Source organism: Streptomyces sp. WMMC500, from assembly GCF_027497195.1.
GTDB lineage: Bacteria > Actinomycetota > Actinomycetes > Streptomycetales > Streptomycetaceae > Streptomyces.
Genome location: NZ_CP114905.1, coordinates 1,214,336 through 1,228,907, shown reverse-complemented (window position 1 = coordinate 1,228,907; position 14,572 = coordinate 1,214,336). Strand labels below are relative to the sequence as shown.

10 protein-coding genes and 1 pseudogene are annotated in these 14,572 nt (G+C 69.1%); 8 read left to right on the top strand and 3 right to left on the bottom strand.

The window, feature by feature from the left end; all coding sequences use genetic code 11:
- Positions 1-30: 30 nt before the first annotated feature.
- Positions 31-1,035: a metallophosphoesterase family protein gene (locus tag O7599_RS05085; protein WP_281620883.1), complete on the top strand. Its 1,005-nt coding sequence runs from the start codon at positions 31-33 to the stop codon at positions 1,033-1,035.
- A gap of 84 nt (positions 1,036-1,119) precedes the next feature.
- Here the strand turns inward: O7599_RS05085 and O7599_RS05080 are convergent, their stop codons facing one another.
- On the bottom strand, positions 1,120-1,863 hold the full coding sequence (locus O7599_RS05080) for a Tn3 family transposase (RefSeq protein ID WP_281620882.1): 744 nt from the start codon (positions 1,861-1,863) through the stop codon (positions 1,120-1,122).
- 186 nt (positions 1,864-2,049) lie between these two features.
- On the opposite strand from O7599_RS05080, the gene O7599_RS05075 reads away from it, so the two are divergent.
- Positions 2,050-2,838 (top strand): transposase family protein, encoded by a 789-nt coding sequence (locus O7599_RS05075; protein WP_281617744.1) that lies wholly within the window; start codon positions 2,050-2,052, stop codon positions 2,836-2,838.
- 17 nt (positions 2,839-2,855) lie between these two features.
- Here the strand turns inward: O7599_RS05075 and O7599_RS05070 are convergent, their stop codons facing one another.
- The gene (locus O7599_RS05070; protein WP_281620881.1) at positions 2,856-5,354 is read right to left on the bottom strand and encodes a Tn3 family transposase; all 2,499 of its coding nucleotides are present in this window, start codon (positions 5,352-5,354) and stop codon (positions 2,856-2,858) included.
- A 73-nt stretch (positions 5,355-5,427) separates the two neighbouring features.
- Between O7599_RS05070 and O7599_RS05065 the strand changes: the two are divergent.
- A pseudogene (locus O7599_RS05065) lies at positions 5,428-7,132 on the top strand (3-hydroxyacyl-CoA dehydrogenase family protein); the annotation flags it as partial.
- Between the two features lie 36 nt (positions 7,133-7,168).
- Here the strand turns inward: O7599_RS05065 and O7599_RS05060 are convergent.
- On the bottom strand, positions 7,169-7,852 hold the full coding sequence (locus O7599_RS05060) for a TetR/AcrR family transcriptional regulator (protein ID WP_281620880.1): 684 nt from the start codon (positions 7,850-7,852) through the stop codon (positions 7,169-7,171).
- A gap of 220 nt (positions 7,853-8,072) precedes the next feature.
- Between O7599_RS05060 and O7599_RS05055 the strand changes: the two genes are divergently transcribed.
- From O7599_RS05055 to O7599_RS05035, 5 genes are all read left to right on the top strand, one after another.
- Positions 8,073-9,305: an oxygenase MpaB family protein gene (locus O7599_RS05055; RefSeq protein WP_281620879.1), complete on the top strand. Its 1,233-nt coding sequence runs from the start codon at positions 8,073-8,075 to the stop codon at positions 9,303-9,305.
- Positions 9,306-9,349: 44 nt separating this feature from the next.
- The gene (locus tag O7599_RS05050) at positions 9,350-10,573 is read left to right on the top strand and encodes an oxygenase MpaB family protein (RefSeq protein WP_281620878.1); all 1,224 of its coding nucleotides are present in this window, start codon (positions 9,350-9,352) and stop codon (positions 10,571-10,573) included.
- A 22-nt stretch (positions 10,574-10,595) separates the two neighbouring features.
- On the top strand, positions 10,596-12,902 hold the full coding sequence (locus O7599_RS05045) for a molybdopterin cofactor-binding domain-containing protein (protein ID WP_281620877.1): 2,307 nt from the start codon (positions 10,596-10,598) through the stop codon (positions 12,900-12,902).
- Between the two features lie 19 nt (positions 12,903-12,921).
- Complete coding sequence (locus tag O7599_RS05040) at positions 12,922-13,398, top strand: (2Fe-2S)-binding protein (RefSeq protein ID WP_281620876.1); 477 nt, start codon at positions 12,922-12,924, stop codon at positions 13,396-13,398.
- A gap of 85 nt (positions 13,399-13,483) precedes the next feature.
- The gene (locus O7599_RS05035; protein WP_281620875.1) at positions 13,484-14,548 is read left to right on the top strand and encodes a porin PorA family protein; all 1,065 of its coding nucleotides are present in this window, start codon (positions 13,484-13,486) and stop codon (positions 14,546-14,548) included.
- The last annotated feature ends 24 nt before the right edge of the window (positions 14,549-14,572 follow it).

Here is a 14,572-nt window from a genome sequence, read left to right as displayed (position 1 = left end):
CCGCACCGCTGCCTCCCTAGGATCGCCCGCATGCGGCGGACGATCATCATCGGCGACATCCATGGCTGCTTCGACGAGTTGCTCGAACTGCTTGATGAAGTTGACATTCAACCAGACGACCTACTGGTCAGCGTCGGTGATCTGGTCGACCGCGGTCCAGCGCCCGGTGCGGTGGTCAGGCTTTTCCGTGAACGCCCGAACTCGGTCGTGGTCATGGGCAACCATGAGCGAAAGCACGTGCGCGGGATCCTCTCCTACGCGCAGGAGATCACGCGCCTGCAACTTGGCGACCACTACGCCGAAACGGTCGACTGGATGCGGACTCTGCCGTACTACTTCGAGAACGAGCACGTCCGTGTTGTCCACGCCGCGATGCTGTCCGGGATTCCTCTGTCCGACCAGCGGGAGGAGATCCTTTGTGGCTCGACGAGGGGTGAACGAGAGCTCACAGCGCTGTTCCCGGACAGCTATTGGCACGAGCACTACACCGATGACAAGCCGGTGGTGTTCGGCCATCACGTAACCGGCCAGGAACCGATGATCCGCGATGGCAGGATCTTCGGTCTCGACACCGGTGCCTGCCACGGCTGGAACCTGACCGCACTGTGTCTTCCAGGATTCACGGTCCACTCGGTGAAGGCGCAAGCGGATCACTGGTCGGCCGTCAAGCGCCAGTGGCAGTTGCCCGTCCTGAAGACCAGACCCTGGCACGACTCCACCTGGCTGGAGCTGGCTCAGGCGGTAGAGCGGTTCTCCTCAACATCTGACCCAGTGGCGCGCCGGTGGCTGGAGGCGCTCCAAGAGTGGGCCACGGGTGTGCAGTCGACGTTCCCCACTCTGGTCGCCACAGCGCATCGAGTCGCCGACGAGCTCACTCCAGACGAAATGCGCCAGCATCCTGCTGCGAAGGTTCTCTTCCAAGCCCGAAACGGCCGTCTCAACCAGACCGGTCTGGCCAGACAGTGCCCGACACCGCGCAGGGCAATCGAACTGGCAGCCGCACTGGGGCTGATACTGGACGATCTGCCCAACTGAACCGTCAAGGGCACGGTCACAGGCCAGCTTGGCGCCGCCAACTTCCGCGTCGTTCCATGGCTCTCACGGTGCCGACCTGGCCGGTTAGGCGGCCTGACCGAAGCCGGCGGTGGCCAGGTCCTGGTCGCCCAGCGGGGTGAAGTCGACGTCCAGCTTCGGGTCGTATGCCTCTGGCTGGATGCCGAGTTCGTGTGTGCTGTACTCGCCGAACCGGTTGATGTGCTCGGTCAGGTAGGGCGAGATGTGGGCTAGGTCCTCCGGGGTGATCTCCCAGCCCTCTTCCAGCAGCTGCCGGACGATCTCGGCGATGTCGAGGGCGTTGTGGAAGATCACCGCGTTCGTGAGCAGGGCGTTGAATTTCATTGCCTTCTCCTGCTCGACGGGGTCGTTGTCGGCGATGACACCGCGGTTGCCGAAGCCGAGCCACTGGGAGAAGCCGTTGAACGCCTCGACCTTGTTGGTCGCCGCGGTCACCCGCCGACGCAGCGGGGCGTCCGAGAGGTAGCGCAGCAGCTGCACGGTGCGGATCACGCGGCCGACCTCGCGGAAAGCGGCGTAGGTGGCGTTCTTCCGCGAGCCGGAGCGCAGCCGCTTGAGCAGCGTGGATGAGGAGATCGCCCCCTCCCTTACGGAGATGGCCACCCGCATCAGGTGCCGGAACTGGGACTCGATCAGGTCCCAGTCGATGACGTTCTTCCCGGCCTCGCCGAACAGCACGTCGATGTGTACGTACTCGCTCTGCTTACTGGGCCGGTAGAAGGTCATGCCCTTCCAGTTCCTGATCCTGGGCATCAGGTCGAAACCCAGCAGGTGCGCGAGCGCGAACACCGGCTGGGACTGACGTTTTCTCAGCGAGTTGGTTTTCGTGAAGCGGGTTGATGTGGGGTGCGCCCTTGGGTCAGGCCGGACAGTGGTGCCCCCGAGTGCAGACGGACGTGAAGCCCCTGGTAGGACGGTTCTCACCACAAGATCGTCCACGTCACCAGAGGCTTCACGTTGGTCCCCTATGCTGCCATGCTCGACGTCCCGCGCCACGTGGTCGAGTACACCGCCCGCTTACTGGCCGCCCACCGCCGCCAGATCGGCACCCCGAAGGGCTCACGTGCACTGGGCCCGTTCCGCCAGGCCGTGTTCGTACTGCGCTGGTTCCGCGAGGCCGGCTGCGTGCACTGCCTGGCCCGCGACGCCGGCATCTCCCAGGCCACCGGCTACCGCTACCTTCACGAAGCCATCGATGTCCTGGCCGAACGCGCGCCCGACCTCCACGACGTCCTTGCCCGCTGCCGCATGCAGGGCATGAGCCATGTGGTCCTGGACGGCACCCTGATCTCCTGTGACCGGGTCGCCGGCACCACCGAGAACGGCAACGACCTGTGGTACTCCGGCAAAGCGAAACACTTCGCCGGGAACGTCCAGTTCCTCGCCGCCCCGGACGGCACCCCGCTGTGGGTCTCCGACGTCGAGCCCGGCTCGGTCCACGACCTGCGTGCCGCCCGGATCCATGCCCTGCCGGCCCTCTACCCGGCGGCCCGCGACGGCGTGCCCACCCTGGCCGACGTCGGCTACACCGGCGCCGGCATCGGCGTGCACACCCCCTTCCGCCCCCACCCCGACATCACCTCCCCGCTCGCCACCGACACCCGCGCCCACAACCGGCTCCTGCGCGGCATCCGCGCCCTGGGCGAACGCGCCGCCGCCGAACTCAAACAACGCTGGCGTGCCCTCCAGCACGTCACCCTCAGCCCAAGCCGCATCGGACACATCGCCCAGGCCGCCCTCACCCTCAACAACACATGGAAATGAATGACGTTGAGAAACCGTCACTGGCCCTGTGTATCAGCGTGGACAGTGGTCGGCTTGACCTCGGAGGTGTTCTTGAGCAGGCCTTCGATGATGTAGACGGCCTCCCACACCCCGCACGGGATGAAGTGAGTGAACAGGGCGATGTAGGTGTCGGAGATGTGGTGGTAGGCGATGCCGCCCGGCTTGCCGTACCGGACGGAGGTCTCGGCGAGCAGGTTGTCGAGATAGGTGTCCATATGGGTGCCGTCCGCGGCCACCGTGGTGCCGTCGCCCCACGCGCGGGAGATGTCCAGGCGGGCGTGCGCGTTGACCAGGTCGGCGATGGCCTCGTTCAGCAGCACGATGGAGAAGTGCCGGTTCGCCGTGTACGACAGCTCGTGGCCGGAGACGCCGGGGATGTGGCGGGCTGCCTCGTACGGGCCCATGTTGGTGCCCTTGACGAAGGTGGTGATGACGTAGCGGCCGAACGGGTCCTGAAGCTTCGGCTCGTTGCCGGAGGCCGGGCCGAAGCGGCGCCACCAGTCCACCCAGTACGCGGTCCTCGACAGAATCCCGATCAGCGTGCGCTCCGGCATCCGAGCTTTGATCTCCTGCTCCAGCCGCTTCGCCGAGGGCGTGAGCCCCTCCGAGCGGTGCGGCTTCAGCGATGGGATACCCGTCTCCGGGTCGATGACTAGGCCCTCGTTGTCCGGATACCCGGCATCCGCCGCCGCAGCGGCACTGCGGAGCTTGTCCTCCAGCTGCCGGCGGAAGAACCGTGCGTCGAACTCGGCGGTCTCGTCGACCTCGCACAGCCCGACTTCCACCAGGTAGTCGGCCAGCTTCTCCTGGACGGCCTCCCATTCCAGCAGTTGCTGGGACCAGTCGGCGTACTCCTCCGAGCCGACCACGGCGACGTCGCCGCAGCGCAGTTCCTCGGCGAGGTAGGTGAAGACCATCGCCTCGAAGTACTTGCGGACGTACTGACCGGTGCGGGGCTTGTCGACCACCACCTTGCGCCAGTTCTGGGTAGCGAAGGAGATGTCCACCTCCTTGCCCTCCTCGTCGAAGGCAGTGATGTACTCTCCACGCGCTGCCTGGTTCCGTTGGGCGTGTGCGAGCGCGTCCAGCACCCGCCCGTCCTCCGAAGTGACGGTGAACTCCAGCTTCTCGGCCAGGTCGAACATCACCGCCCGGTCCCGGCCGATCTGCCCGTACAGCAGCGGCTCCCAGAGGTTGCCGTGGTGGGCAGAGACCTTCTCGATCTGCTCGTACTGCTTGGCGAACCCGCCAAAGCCCTCTACAGTCCGGGCGACCGCGCCGAGCCCGCCGGCCTGCACCACCAGGGCCTTCAGCAGGGCAAGCAGGGCCGGGGAGACCTTCCCGCCCAGTCGCCGGGCGAGCTCGTCGGCCGACGCCTCCTCGTCCAGCCCGGCCAGGGCCTCCCGGGCCTCGGCCGTTATCTGGTCGGCCTTCGCGAGGGCCAGCTGGGCCGGGCCGTCGGCCTCGATGTCCTTGAGGACCACGCGGTAGTTCCTGATCAGGGCCTCGACCAGCTCCTGCTGGCGCAGTCGGATCTCCTCCAGCTCCGCCTTGGCCTTCTTGGCCTTCGTGCCGACTCGCTTACAGAACATCGTCGCCAGGTCGTCGCGGACCCGCATCCGTGCCTTGTGCACCAGGCACGCGATCAGCGCGAGGCGTTTGACCGGCGCGTAGTCCCGCAGCGCCGGGGCGTCGGCCGCGTCCGCTTCCCCGGCGAAGTCGGTGATCTTCCGCGCGGCGACGCCGTCCATCCACACCGCGCTGTCGCCGAGGCCGTCCACCCACTCCATGCGCTTGGTCAGGTTCTTGAAATGCGACCAGCTCGGCCCCTTGGCGGGCTTCTTCAGCCGGTTGAACAGCGTCGTCCCGTCCGCGTCGCGCTCCTCCAGCAGCCGCAGCACCTCCGCCCGCTGAAGGGGGCCCATGCGGTCGTGGATGCCAGCGCAGATCGAAGCGTTCACCTCGGTGCGGATCTTCGCGGCCATCTTGTCGAAGGTGGAGAACCCCGGCAGCTCCAGCCCGGCCTCCACGACCTTCTCCAACGCGATGTTGATCAGATCTGCCGGGCGGTTCTTCGCCGCGGCCTCCTTGCGGATCGCCTGCTCGGCGACCCGCCGGGCCTCCGCCTGGTTGTACGCCACACCGACCCGCTTGCGCACCAGGCCCCGGTGATGCTTCGCGGTCCGCTCAGCCCGGTACATCGGCAGCGTGCCCTCCGGCAGCTCCACCTGACGCCGCACGAACTCCACCACCTGCTCCGGCACGTCCTCCAGCGCCGGGAAACACCCCATGCGCTGATACGACTTCAGCATCAGCAGAAGCACCAGCAGATGCTCATCCCCGTCCGTCGCCCCGGCCGCCCACTCCAGCTCATCGCGAGTCGGCGAGAAGAACAGATGCAGCTCATGCGCGGTGATCAGCCGCTTGAACCGCGGATACGCGGTCCACTCGATCGAGGTCACAACCCACCCCAGGCACCAGACGATGGTCAACATCACCACCAACGACACTCGGCCGAACGGGTGACGGCTGAGCTCTTCAGAGCTTCAAGATCAACTCATTGCCCCTTTGACCCGTATCTGGGTCACACCCCTGGAGCGCGCGCTGAGCGACGTCCTGCTCCAGGGGCAGCAGTACCGCCCCGCCGAGGCGCTGGCCAAGGGGCTGGTACACGAACTGGCCCGGTCGCCCCAGGAGTTGTTGGCCGCCGCCCGTGCGTGGGTCCTGGCCAACCCCGGATCCGTACAGCCCTGGGACGCCGAGAGCTACCGGATTCCCGGCGGCACTCCCTCCCACCCGAAGCTGGCGGCAAGCCTCCCGGCGTACCCGGCGAACCTGCGCAGGCGGCTGAAGGGCGCGGACGTGCCTGCCCCGCGTAGCATCCTCGCCGCGGCCGTCGAGAGCGCCCAGGTCGACCTCGACACCGGGCAGAAGGTCGAGACCGGCTATCTCGTCGAGCTGATGACCGGTCAGGTCGCGAAGAACATGATGCAGGCGTTCTGCTACGACATGCAGCACATCGCCTCTGGCGGCAACCGCCCGGAGGGCCACCCCCCCGCACCGCGCGCGCAAGGTCGCCGTGCTGGGCGCCGGCACGATGGGCGCCGGGATCGCGTACTCCTGTGCCCGGGGCGGACTCGACGTCGTCCTCAAGGACGTCACCCGCGAAGCCGCGGTGAAGGGCAGGCGGTATTCCGAGAAGCTGCTCGCCAAGGCCGTGATCCGCGGCCGGATGTCCTGGGAGAAGGCCGACGAGATCCTCGCACGGATCACACCGACCGCCGAGACCGCCGACCTCGCCGGCTGCGATCTGGTGATCGAAGCGGTCTTCGAGGACCCCGAGCTGAAACACCGGGTCTTCGCCGGGATCGAGAGCGTCGTGGCGCCGGACGCGGTCCTGGGCTCGAACACGTCCACGCTGCCCATCGCAGGGCTGGCCGAAGGCGTCACACGCCCGCAGGACTTCATCGGCCTGCACTTCTTCTCGCCGGTCGACAAGACGAAGCTGCTGGAGATCATCGCCGGCGAGAACACCGCCGACCGCACCGTGGCGAAGGCCGTGGACATCGCGCGGCAGATCGGCAAGACGCCGATCGTCGTGGGCGACGGCCGGGGCTTCTTCACCAGCCGCGTGATCGGCAAGTTCATCGACGAGGCGGTGGCGATGGTCGGCGAGGGCCTGCCACCCGCCTCGATCGAGCAGGCCGGCTCCCAGGCCGGCTACCCGGCGCCGCCGCTGCAACTGCTGGACGAGCTGACCCTGACCCTGGCCCGCAAGATCCGCGAGGAGACCAAGGCGGCGGTGCTGGCCGAGGGCGGGCAGTGGCGCCCGCACGGGTCCGAGGCGGTCGTGGACCGCATGATCGACGAGTTCGGCCGCACCGGACGCTCCTCGGGCGCCGGGTTCTACGCGTACGAGGACGGCCGGCGCACGGGACTGTGGCCGGGCCTGTCCGAGCACTTCACCGTGACCGGACGCGAGATCCCGTTCGAGGACGTCAGGGAGCGGATGCTCTTCGCGGAAGCGCTCGACGCGGTCCGCTGCCTCGACGAAGGCGTCCTGCGTTCTGTGGCCGACGCGAACGTCGGCTCGATCCTCGGCATCGGCTTCCCCGCGTGGACCGGCGGCGTACTGCAGTACATCAACGGCTACCGGGGCGGCCCGGCCGGCTTCGCCGACCGGGCCAGGCAACTCGCCGAACGGTACGGGGAACGGTTCGGGCCGCCCGCCTCGCTGGTGGCCCGGGTGGAGAAGGGCGAACGATACGCATGAGCGGTGCGGGGTAGTCCTGAGCGCCTCCGGCGCGGGTCAGCGCCGGGCCTCGCCGGAGGCGCTCAGCATCGGGACGAGGAACTGCCGGGCCACCGCACGCACCTGCTCCTCGTCGTCGAGGTCGATGATCTGGCTGGGGATCACCAGGAAGGAGGCCGACACCCGGACCATCATCTCGGCCACGACGCCGACGTCCACGTCGCGGGCGACGTTGCCCGCCTGCTGCTCCTGGCGCAGCCTGCCCGCCACGAACTGCTGCACCACGGCGAGAGTGCGTCCCCCGTCGCCGGTCATGGACGGCACGACGGCGTCCGGCTCCGCGTCCATCAGGCCGCCGATGAGGGGGTTGCTGCGGATCGCCCGCAGCGAGCTGGCGAAGCCCAGCACCACGCGGTCGGCGACCGTCTCGGCTTCCTGGACGTCGACGATGAACTGGTCGAAGTACCGCCGGAACTCGCGCTGTACGACCTGCTGGACCAGTGCCTCCTTGGAGGCGAAGCGCCGGTAGACCGTGATCCGGGAGACGCCTGCCCGGCGGGCCACGTCTTCCATCGTGGACCGCCGTATACCCATGCGGCAGAGCTGCTCGTACGCGGCGTCGAGCATGCGCGTGGTCGTCTCGTCGCTCTCGTCGGCCTGTTCGGCGGCTTCGGCGAACGCGCGCTCCAGCACCGAATCGGAGTCCTGGGGCGCGGCCAGGAAGGTGAATGCAGGTTCCACGGTCGCCTTTCTCGGGACAAGGTGCGGTGTCTGAGCCGGGACCGGGGGCCCCGGGTCTCCGTTGATTATCGGCGGTGGCAAAGAAGTTGGTTCCCAAGGCTTGTGCTTCGACCCGGCCTGCGCTTCCCTCGGTGATACGACGCTACATGATTCGTATCACCGTATCTAGGCATCAGGTTACCAACCGGGTTCCGGTGTCTCTAGGAGGAGTACGAGCCCCATGGACGAACTCAGCAGGCGCAAGATGCTGCTCGCCGGCGGAGCGCTGGGAGCACTCGGAGTGCTCGGTGCGGCGGTGCCGGCGCATGCGAGGTCCACGTGGACGTGGGCGGCCAGCGGCTCGGTGGCGGGCCACGGGACGGGCACGGACCCGCACGAGGCGTGGGACGACGAAGCCGACTACCTCCTCGGCGAGGTGCTCAGGCGGGGCGACGTGCCCAGGGTCAACGCGGCGCTGCGTACCTGGACCCACAACGACCAGCCGGTGCCGGACGCACTGCCCGGGGACGTACGGGCCTTCATGGAGAAGGCGCGCAAGCTGCCCTCGTGGGCGGACCGGGACAAGCTGGAGACCGCCGCCCGGTTCAGCAAGAGAAGGAGCATCTACCACAACATCCTCAACGGTCTTGGCGGCGGCATGCTGAGCACCGCCATCCCCCGCGAGGCGCGCGCCGTCTACTACTCCAAGGGCGGTGCCGACATGGAGGACCGGGTCGCCAAGACGAGCAAGCTGGGCTTCGCCGTCGGCGCCCTGGACGCGTACCGGCCGGAGGGCATCTGCATGGTGGAGGCGGTGAAGACCCGCATGGTGCACGCGGCCGTGCGGAACCTGCTGCCGCAGTCCGGGGGCTGGACCGACACCAGCGGCGGTCAGAAGATCCCCATCAGCCTGGGGGACATGCTGGTCACCTGGCACAGCCTGGCCACCTACACCATGCGCAAGATGATCGAGTGGGAAGTCCCGATGAGCTCGGCCGAGTCCGAGGCGTATCTGCACGTGTGGCAGGTGACGGTGCACATGCTCGGCGTCCGCGACGAGTACATCCCCGCCACCTGGGCCGCGGCCAACGCCCAGTCCGACCAGCTCCTCGACCCCGTCCTCGGACGCACGCCCGAGGGTGTCGAGCTGACCGACATCCTGCTGCGTCAGCTCGCCGAGCAGACCAGCCTGGGCACCCACATCACCCGGCCCCTGGTCAACGCGTTCGCACGGTATCTCGTGGGCGACCAGGTCGCCGACTGGAACGGCATCCGCCGCGAGCCGTTCTGGCAGAACACGATCGAAAGCGTCTGGCCGCTGCTGGTGAAGTTCCGCGAGGGCGTGATCGACCTGCCCCTGGTGCCGGAGATCGCCTGGACGATCGACGAGGTGGCCCGCCAGTACATCCTCTTCTACCTCACCAAGGGCGAGGAGATCCACATCGAGATCCCGGACGCCAACCGTCCCACCTGAGCGCACGTTCTCATCCGCAGGAGACCCGAGGAGGAGTCGCGAGAATGGACGAACTCAGCAGGCGCAAGATGCTGCTCGCCGGCGGAGCGCTGGGAGCACTCGGCGTGCTCGGCGCAGCGGCGCCCGCGCACGCGAAGCCCGCCTGGACGTGGGCACCCGGGGGTTCGGTGGCCGGCTCGGGGGCGGGCAGCGACCCGGAGTGGGTGTGGGACGACGAGGCCGACGAGGTTCTCGGGGCCGTCCTCGCCCGGGGCGAGGTGCCCCGCGTCAACGAGCTGCTGCGCACGTGGACCCGTAACGACCAGCCGCTTCCCGACGGACTGCCGCAGGACCTGCGGCAGTTCATGGAGAACGCACGCAGGCTGCCGGCCTGGGCCGACCAGGGCAAGCTCGACACCGCCGCCGAGTTCAACAAGACCAAGGGGATCTACGTCGGTGCCCTGTACGGGCTCGGCAGCGGCCTGATGAGCACCGCCATCCCCCGGGAGTCTCGCGCCGTGTACTACTCCAAGGGCGGCGCCGACATGAAGGACCGCATCGCCAAGACCGCGAAGCTCGGCTACGACGTCGGGGACCTGGACGCCTTCCAGCCCCGGGGCGAGATGATCGTGACCGCGGTGAAGACCCGCATGGTGCACGCGGCCGTACGGAACCTGCTGCCGCAGTCCCCGGGCTGGACCGACACCAGCGGCGGCCAGACCATCCCGATCAGCCAGGCGGACGTGATGGTCACCTGGCACAGCCTGGCTACGTTTGTCATGCGCAAGATGATCGAGTGGAAGGTCCGGATCAGCGCCGCCGACTCCGAGGCGTACCTGCACGTGTGGCAGGTGACCGCGCACATGCTCGGTGTGCGGGACGAGTACATCCCCGCCACCTGGGCCGCGGCCAACGCCCAGTCCAAGCAGCTCCTCGACCCCGTCCTGGGCCCCACGGAGGAAGGCCTCAAGCTCTGCGAGATCCTCCTGGACATCGTCGCCGAGCTGGACGCCGGCCTGACCCGCCCGCTGATCTCGGCCTTCTCCCGGTACACCCTGGGCGACCAGATCGGCAACTGGATCGGGCTGTCCCGGGAGCCCTTCTGGAAGCCGACCATCGAGACCGTCTGGCCGCTGCTGGTCGCCTTCCGCGAGGGCCTGATCCCGCTGCCGCTGGTCCCCGAGGCCGCCTGGACGATCGAGGAGGTCATCCGCAAGGTCGTGCTGGTCTTCCTGTCCGAGGGCCGGGGCATCCACATCGAGATCCCCGACGCGAACCGTCCGTCCTGAACCAGAGCCGCAGAGGACACCGATGACGCATCCCGACCCGCCGCCGAACGCGTCCGGACGACACGCCCCCGGGCGGCGCCGCTTCCTCGGCTACGTGCTTGCCGCGCCGACCCTGGTGACGGCCGCCGAACTCGTCCCGGCGCGGGCTGCCGGGGCCGCCGGGATCCCGTCCGGGGAGATCACCGAACTGGTCGACCTCAACGACGTGATGACCGCGGCGGCCCTGCCGACCGCCGGCCTGATCAGGGTCGAGGTCCATACGGACGGCACCGTGTCGTTCGCGCTGCCGCGGGCCGAGGTCGGGCAGGGCATCACCACCTCGACGGCCATGCTGATCGCCGAGGAGCTGGACGTGCCGGTCGACCGGGTACGGGTCACGCTGGCCGACGCCCGGCCGGAGCTGGTGTTCAACCAGCTCACCGGCGCGTCCAACACCACCATCTCGACCTACACCCCGATCAGGGTCGCCGCCGCCGTCGCCCGCGCCCGCCTGCTGCGGGCGGCGGCGGCCGAACTCGGCGCGGCGGCCGGCGACCTCACCCTGGAGGCCGGCGTCGTCACCGACTCGGCAGGCCGGAGCGTCGGCATCGGTGCGCTCGCCGAGAAGGCGGCCGCCGTCGAGCCGCGGCAGGTCTCCGTCGCGCTGAAGGACGCCGGGCGGTTCACCGTGATCGGCCGGCCGCACAGCCGTATCGACGCGCTGGACGCGGTGACCGGACGCAAGAAGTTCGCGATGGACCTCGACGTCCCTGACGCCAGGCCGACGATGGTGTGCCGCCCCCCGACCATCAACGGCAAGCCCGGCCCGGTGGCCAACCTGGACGAGGTCCGCGCCATGAACGGCGTCACCGACGTCGCGGTGATCTCCACCGGGGTGGCGGTGCGCGCGCAGACCTTCGGCCAGTGCATCGACGCGGTACGGGCCCTGCGGGTGTCGTGGAAACCCGGCACGGCGGAGGGGAAGTCGGACGACACGGTACGCGAGGAACTGCGCCGGGCCGAGCTGCCGATGGGGCTTCCCCCGGTGACGCCGTCGGTGGACGCCACGTTCACCTTCCACTTCCGCAGTAACAGCGCGCTCGAACCCAACTGCGCCATCGCGGACGTACGGGCCGACCGCGCGGAGATCTGGTCGGGCCTGAAGTCCCCGATCGTCGCCAAGCAGGTCATCGCCGCCCGGCTGGGGCTCCCGCCGAGCAGGGTCACCGTGCACGTCACCGAGGGCGGCGGCTCCTTCGGGCGCAAGCTGTTCTTCGACGCCGCGCAGGAGGCCGCCGAGATATCCCAGCAGATCGGCAAGCCCGTCAAGCTCATGTGGCACCGGGCCGACGACTCCCGCCAGGGACGCACCCACCCCATGGCCACCTCGCGGGTGCGCGCCGCCTACCTCGGCACCACCGTGCTCAGCTACCAGCAGCGGCACACCTCCGTCGCCACCGACCTCAGCCACGGCCTCGGCGAGCTGTTTACCGCGATGGCCGCGAGCCTGCCGGTGGGCGACGCCGGCTTCTCGCAGATCTTCTTCCAGCTCTCCCAGTCGATGCCCTACGCCTTCGGCGCCCACAGCCGCCTGCTCAACGAGACCGACAAGGGCTTCAACACCGGCAGCATGCGCAACGTCTACTCGCCCGACGTCGTCTGCGCCCGGGAACTCGTCGTCGACCAGCTCGCAGCGAGGATGGGTAAGGACCCGTACCGCTTCCGCCACGAGTTCCTCCGCGACGACCGCGCCCGGGCCGCCCTGGAGAAGGTCGCCGAAGCGGGCGACTGGGGCCGTACGATGCCCGACGGCACCGCGCAGGGAATCGCTCTCCACACCGAGTACCACGCGGTCAACGCGGTGCTCGTGGAGATCGACTGCCGGCCCGAGACCGTGAACCGCCCCATCAGCCGCGGCGTCACCGGGCCGCGTGTCACCAAGGCCGTTCTCGCCGTGGACGCCGGCCTCGCGGTCAACCCGCGCGGACTCGAAGCCCAGATGGCGGGCTGCCTCATGGACGGGATCGCCCAGACGCTGACCTCCAGCCTGCACCTGCGGGACGGGCACTTCCTGGAGGCGAGCTGGGACAACTACTTCTACACCCGGCAGTGGAACACCCCGCCCGAGCTGCGGATCATCGTCATGCCCGACACCTCCGACGAACCCGGCGGCGCCGGGGAGCTGGGGGTCGCCGCGTCGATGGCCGCCGTCGCCTGCGCGTACGGCCGGGCCACGGGCACCATGCCCACCAGCTTCCCGGTCAACCACGGCACCCTCTCCTTCGAACCCAAGCCGACCGTGCCGCCCATCCCCGCCTCGCCCACCGACGGCCTGGACCACGTCCGCTGACCCCGCTGGGAGCCTCCCCGTGCCCGAACACACCTTCCGCCTCAACGGCGAACACGTCACCGTCGACGCGGCCGACGACGAGCGCCTGCTGTGGGTGCTGCGCGACATCCTCGGCGTCAACGGACCGAAGTACGGCTGCGGCATCAACGTCTGCAAGGCATGCACGAGCCACCTCAACGGCAAGGCGGCCAACCCCTGCGCGATCCCCGTGGGCGACCTGCGGCCGGCCGACGAGGTCACCACCATCGAGGGCCTGCCCGCCACCGTCGGCAAGGATCTCCACCCCATGCAGCAGGCGTGGCTCGACCACGACGTCGTCCAGTGCGGCTACTGCCAGCCCGGCCAGATCATGGCCGCGGTGGCCCTCGTCCGCCGGGTCGCCGCGGAGGGCCGCGAGATCACCGACGACGACCTCGACGGCATCCGCAACATCTGCCGCTGCGGCACCTACACCCGCATCCGCGAAGCCATCGAAACCGGCGCCCAGAGCATGTGAGGCACTCGCCTGCCGAACCGGCCGACAGCCCGCCCTCACCCGCGGTCCACCGGCCCTCACCCCGTCCGCACACAGGAGCACCCTCATGCGAAGAAAGAAGAGCACCATCGCCCTCGGCGCCGGGGCCGTGATCCTGGTCGCCGCCGCGGCCGTCCTGCGGTTCGCTGTCGTCCCGGTGATCGCGCAGGTCCCGTCCGACCTCGACGCCACCGCGCGCTACGCCGGCACCGCCTCCCTGCTCGACACGACCGCCCTCGAAAACGGCGACTCCGAGAACCTCTTCATCCAGGACCTCCCCATCACCGCCTCCCAGCGAGTCCAGGTCGTCGACACCGACGGCGGGACGGCAGTGGCCTCCGAAGACCTCGCCATGCGCGACCCGGAGGGGAAGAAGATCCGCGACACCCACCACGTGTACGCCGTCGACCGCAGGGACCTGGACGCGAAACAGCCCCCCGACGGCAGCGACGCGGAGACGCACGACGGCCTCTCCGTGGGCTTCCCGCTGACGCCGGAGAAGACCGACTACCCGTTCTGGGACGCCACGACCCAGGACACCGCGCCCGCGAAGTACCGCGAGACGACGTCCACCGAGGGCCGCGAGACGTACGTCTACGAGTTCCACCAGTCCGGCGCCGTCGCCGACCCGGCGACGCTGGAAGCGCTGCCCGAGGCACTGCCGAAGACCGCGGTGCAGGGCCTCGCCGCCGGCCTGCCCGCCGCCGGCCGGGAGGAGGTGACGGCGGCGCTCCCCGGACTCGCCGACCCGGTGTCGCTGACCTACACCGCCGAGGCCGACACCACGTTCACCGTCGACACCGCCACCGGCGTACCGCTGCACACCGTCAAGTCCCAGAAGGTCACCGCGAACATCGACGGTCCCGAGGGTACGACGCCGCTGTTCGACATCCTGAGCTACGACCTGGAGTCGACTCCGGAGTCGGTGGACGAGCGTGTCCAGGACGCCTCGGACGCGGCCCGGTTGCTGTCGCTGGCCGAGAACGTGATTCCGCTCGCCCTGGTCCTGGCCGGGGCCCTGCTCGCGACGGCAGCGGTGTGGACGGCCCGGCGCGGCGGCTCCGAACCCGCGGCGCCGGGTGCGTCTCGGAGGGGGCGGGACGTACCAGAGGAACAGTCCGAACCGGTGTAGCCCACGTCCGGCCGCCCTGCTCCA

Bases quoted from the DNA above. Each gene is read 5' to 3' on its own strand.
- O7599_RS05085 (WP_281620883.1), top strand. From the start codon at position 31: ATGCGGCGGACGATCATCATCGGCGACATCCATGGCTGCTTCGACGAG.
- O7599_RS05070 (WP_281620881.1), bottom strand. From the start codon at position 5,354: ATGTTGACCATCGTCTGGTGCCTGGGGTGGGTTGTGACCTCGATCGAG.
- O7599_RS05050 (WP_281620878.1), top strand. From the start codon at position 9,350: ATGGACGAACTCAGCAGGCGCAAGATGCTGCTCGCCGGCGGAGCGCTG.
- O7599_RS05045 (WP_281620877.1), top strand. From the start codon at position 10,596: ATGACGCATCCCGACCCGCCGCCGAACGCGTCCGGACGACACGCCCCC.
- O7599_RS05075 (WP_281617744.1), top strand. From the start codon at position 2,050: ATGCTCGACGTCCCGCGCCACGTGGTCGAGTACACCGCCCGCTTACTG.
- O7599_RS05035 (WP_281620875.1), top strand. From the start codon at position 13,484: ATGCGAAGAAAGAAGAGCACCATCGCCCTCGGCGCCGGGGCCGTGATC.
- O7599_RS05055 (WP_281620879.1), top strand. From the start codon at position 8,073: ATGGACGAACTCAGCAGGCGCAAGATGCTGCTCGCCGGCGGAGCGCTG.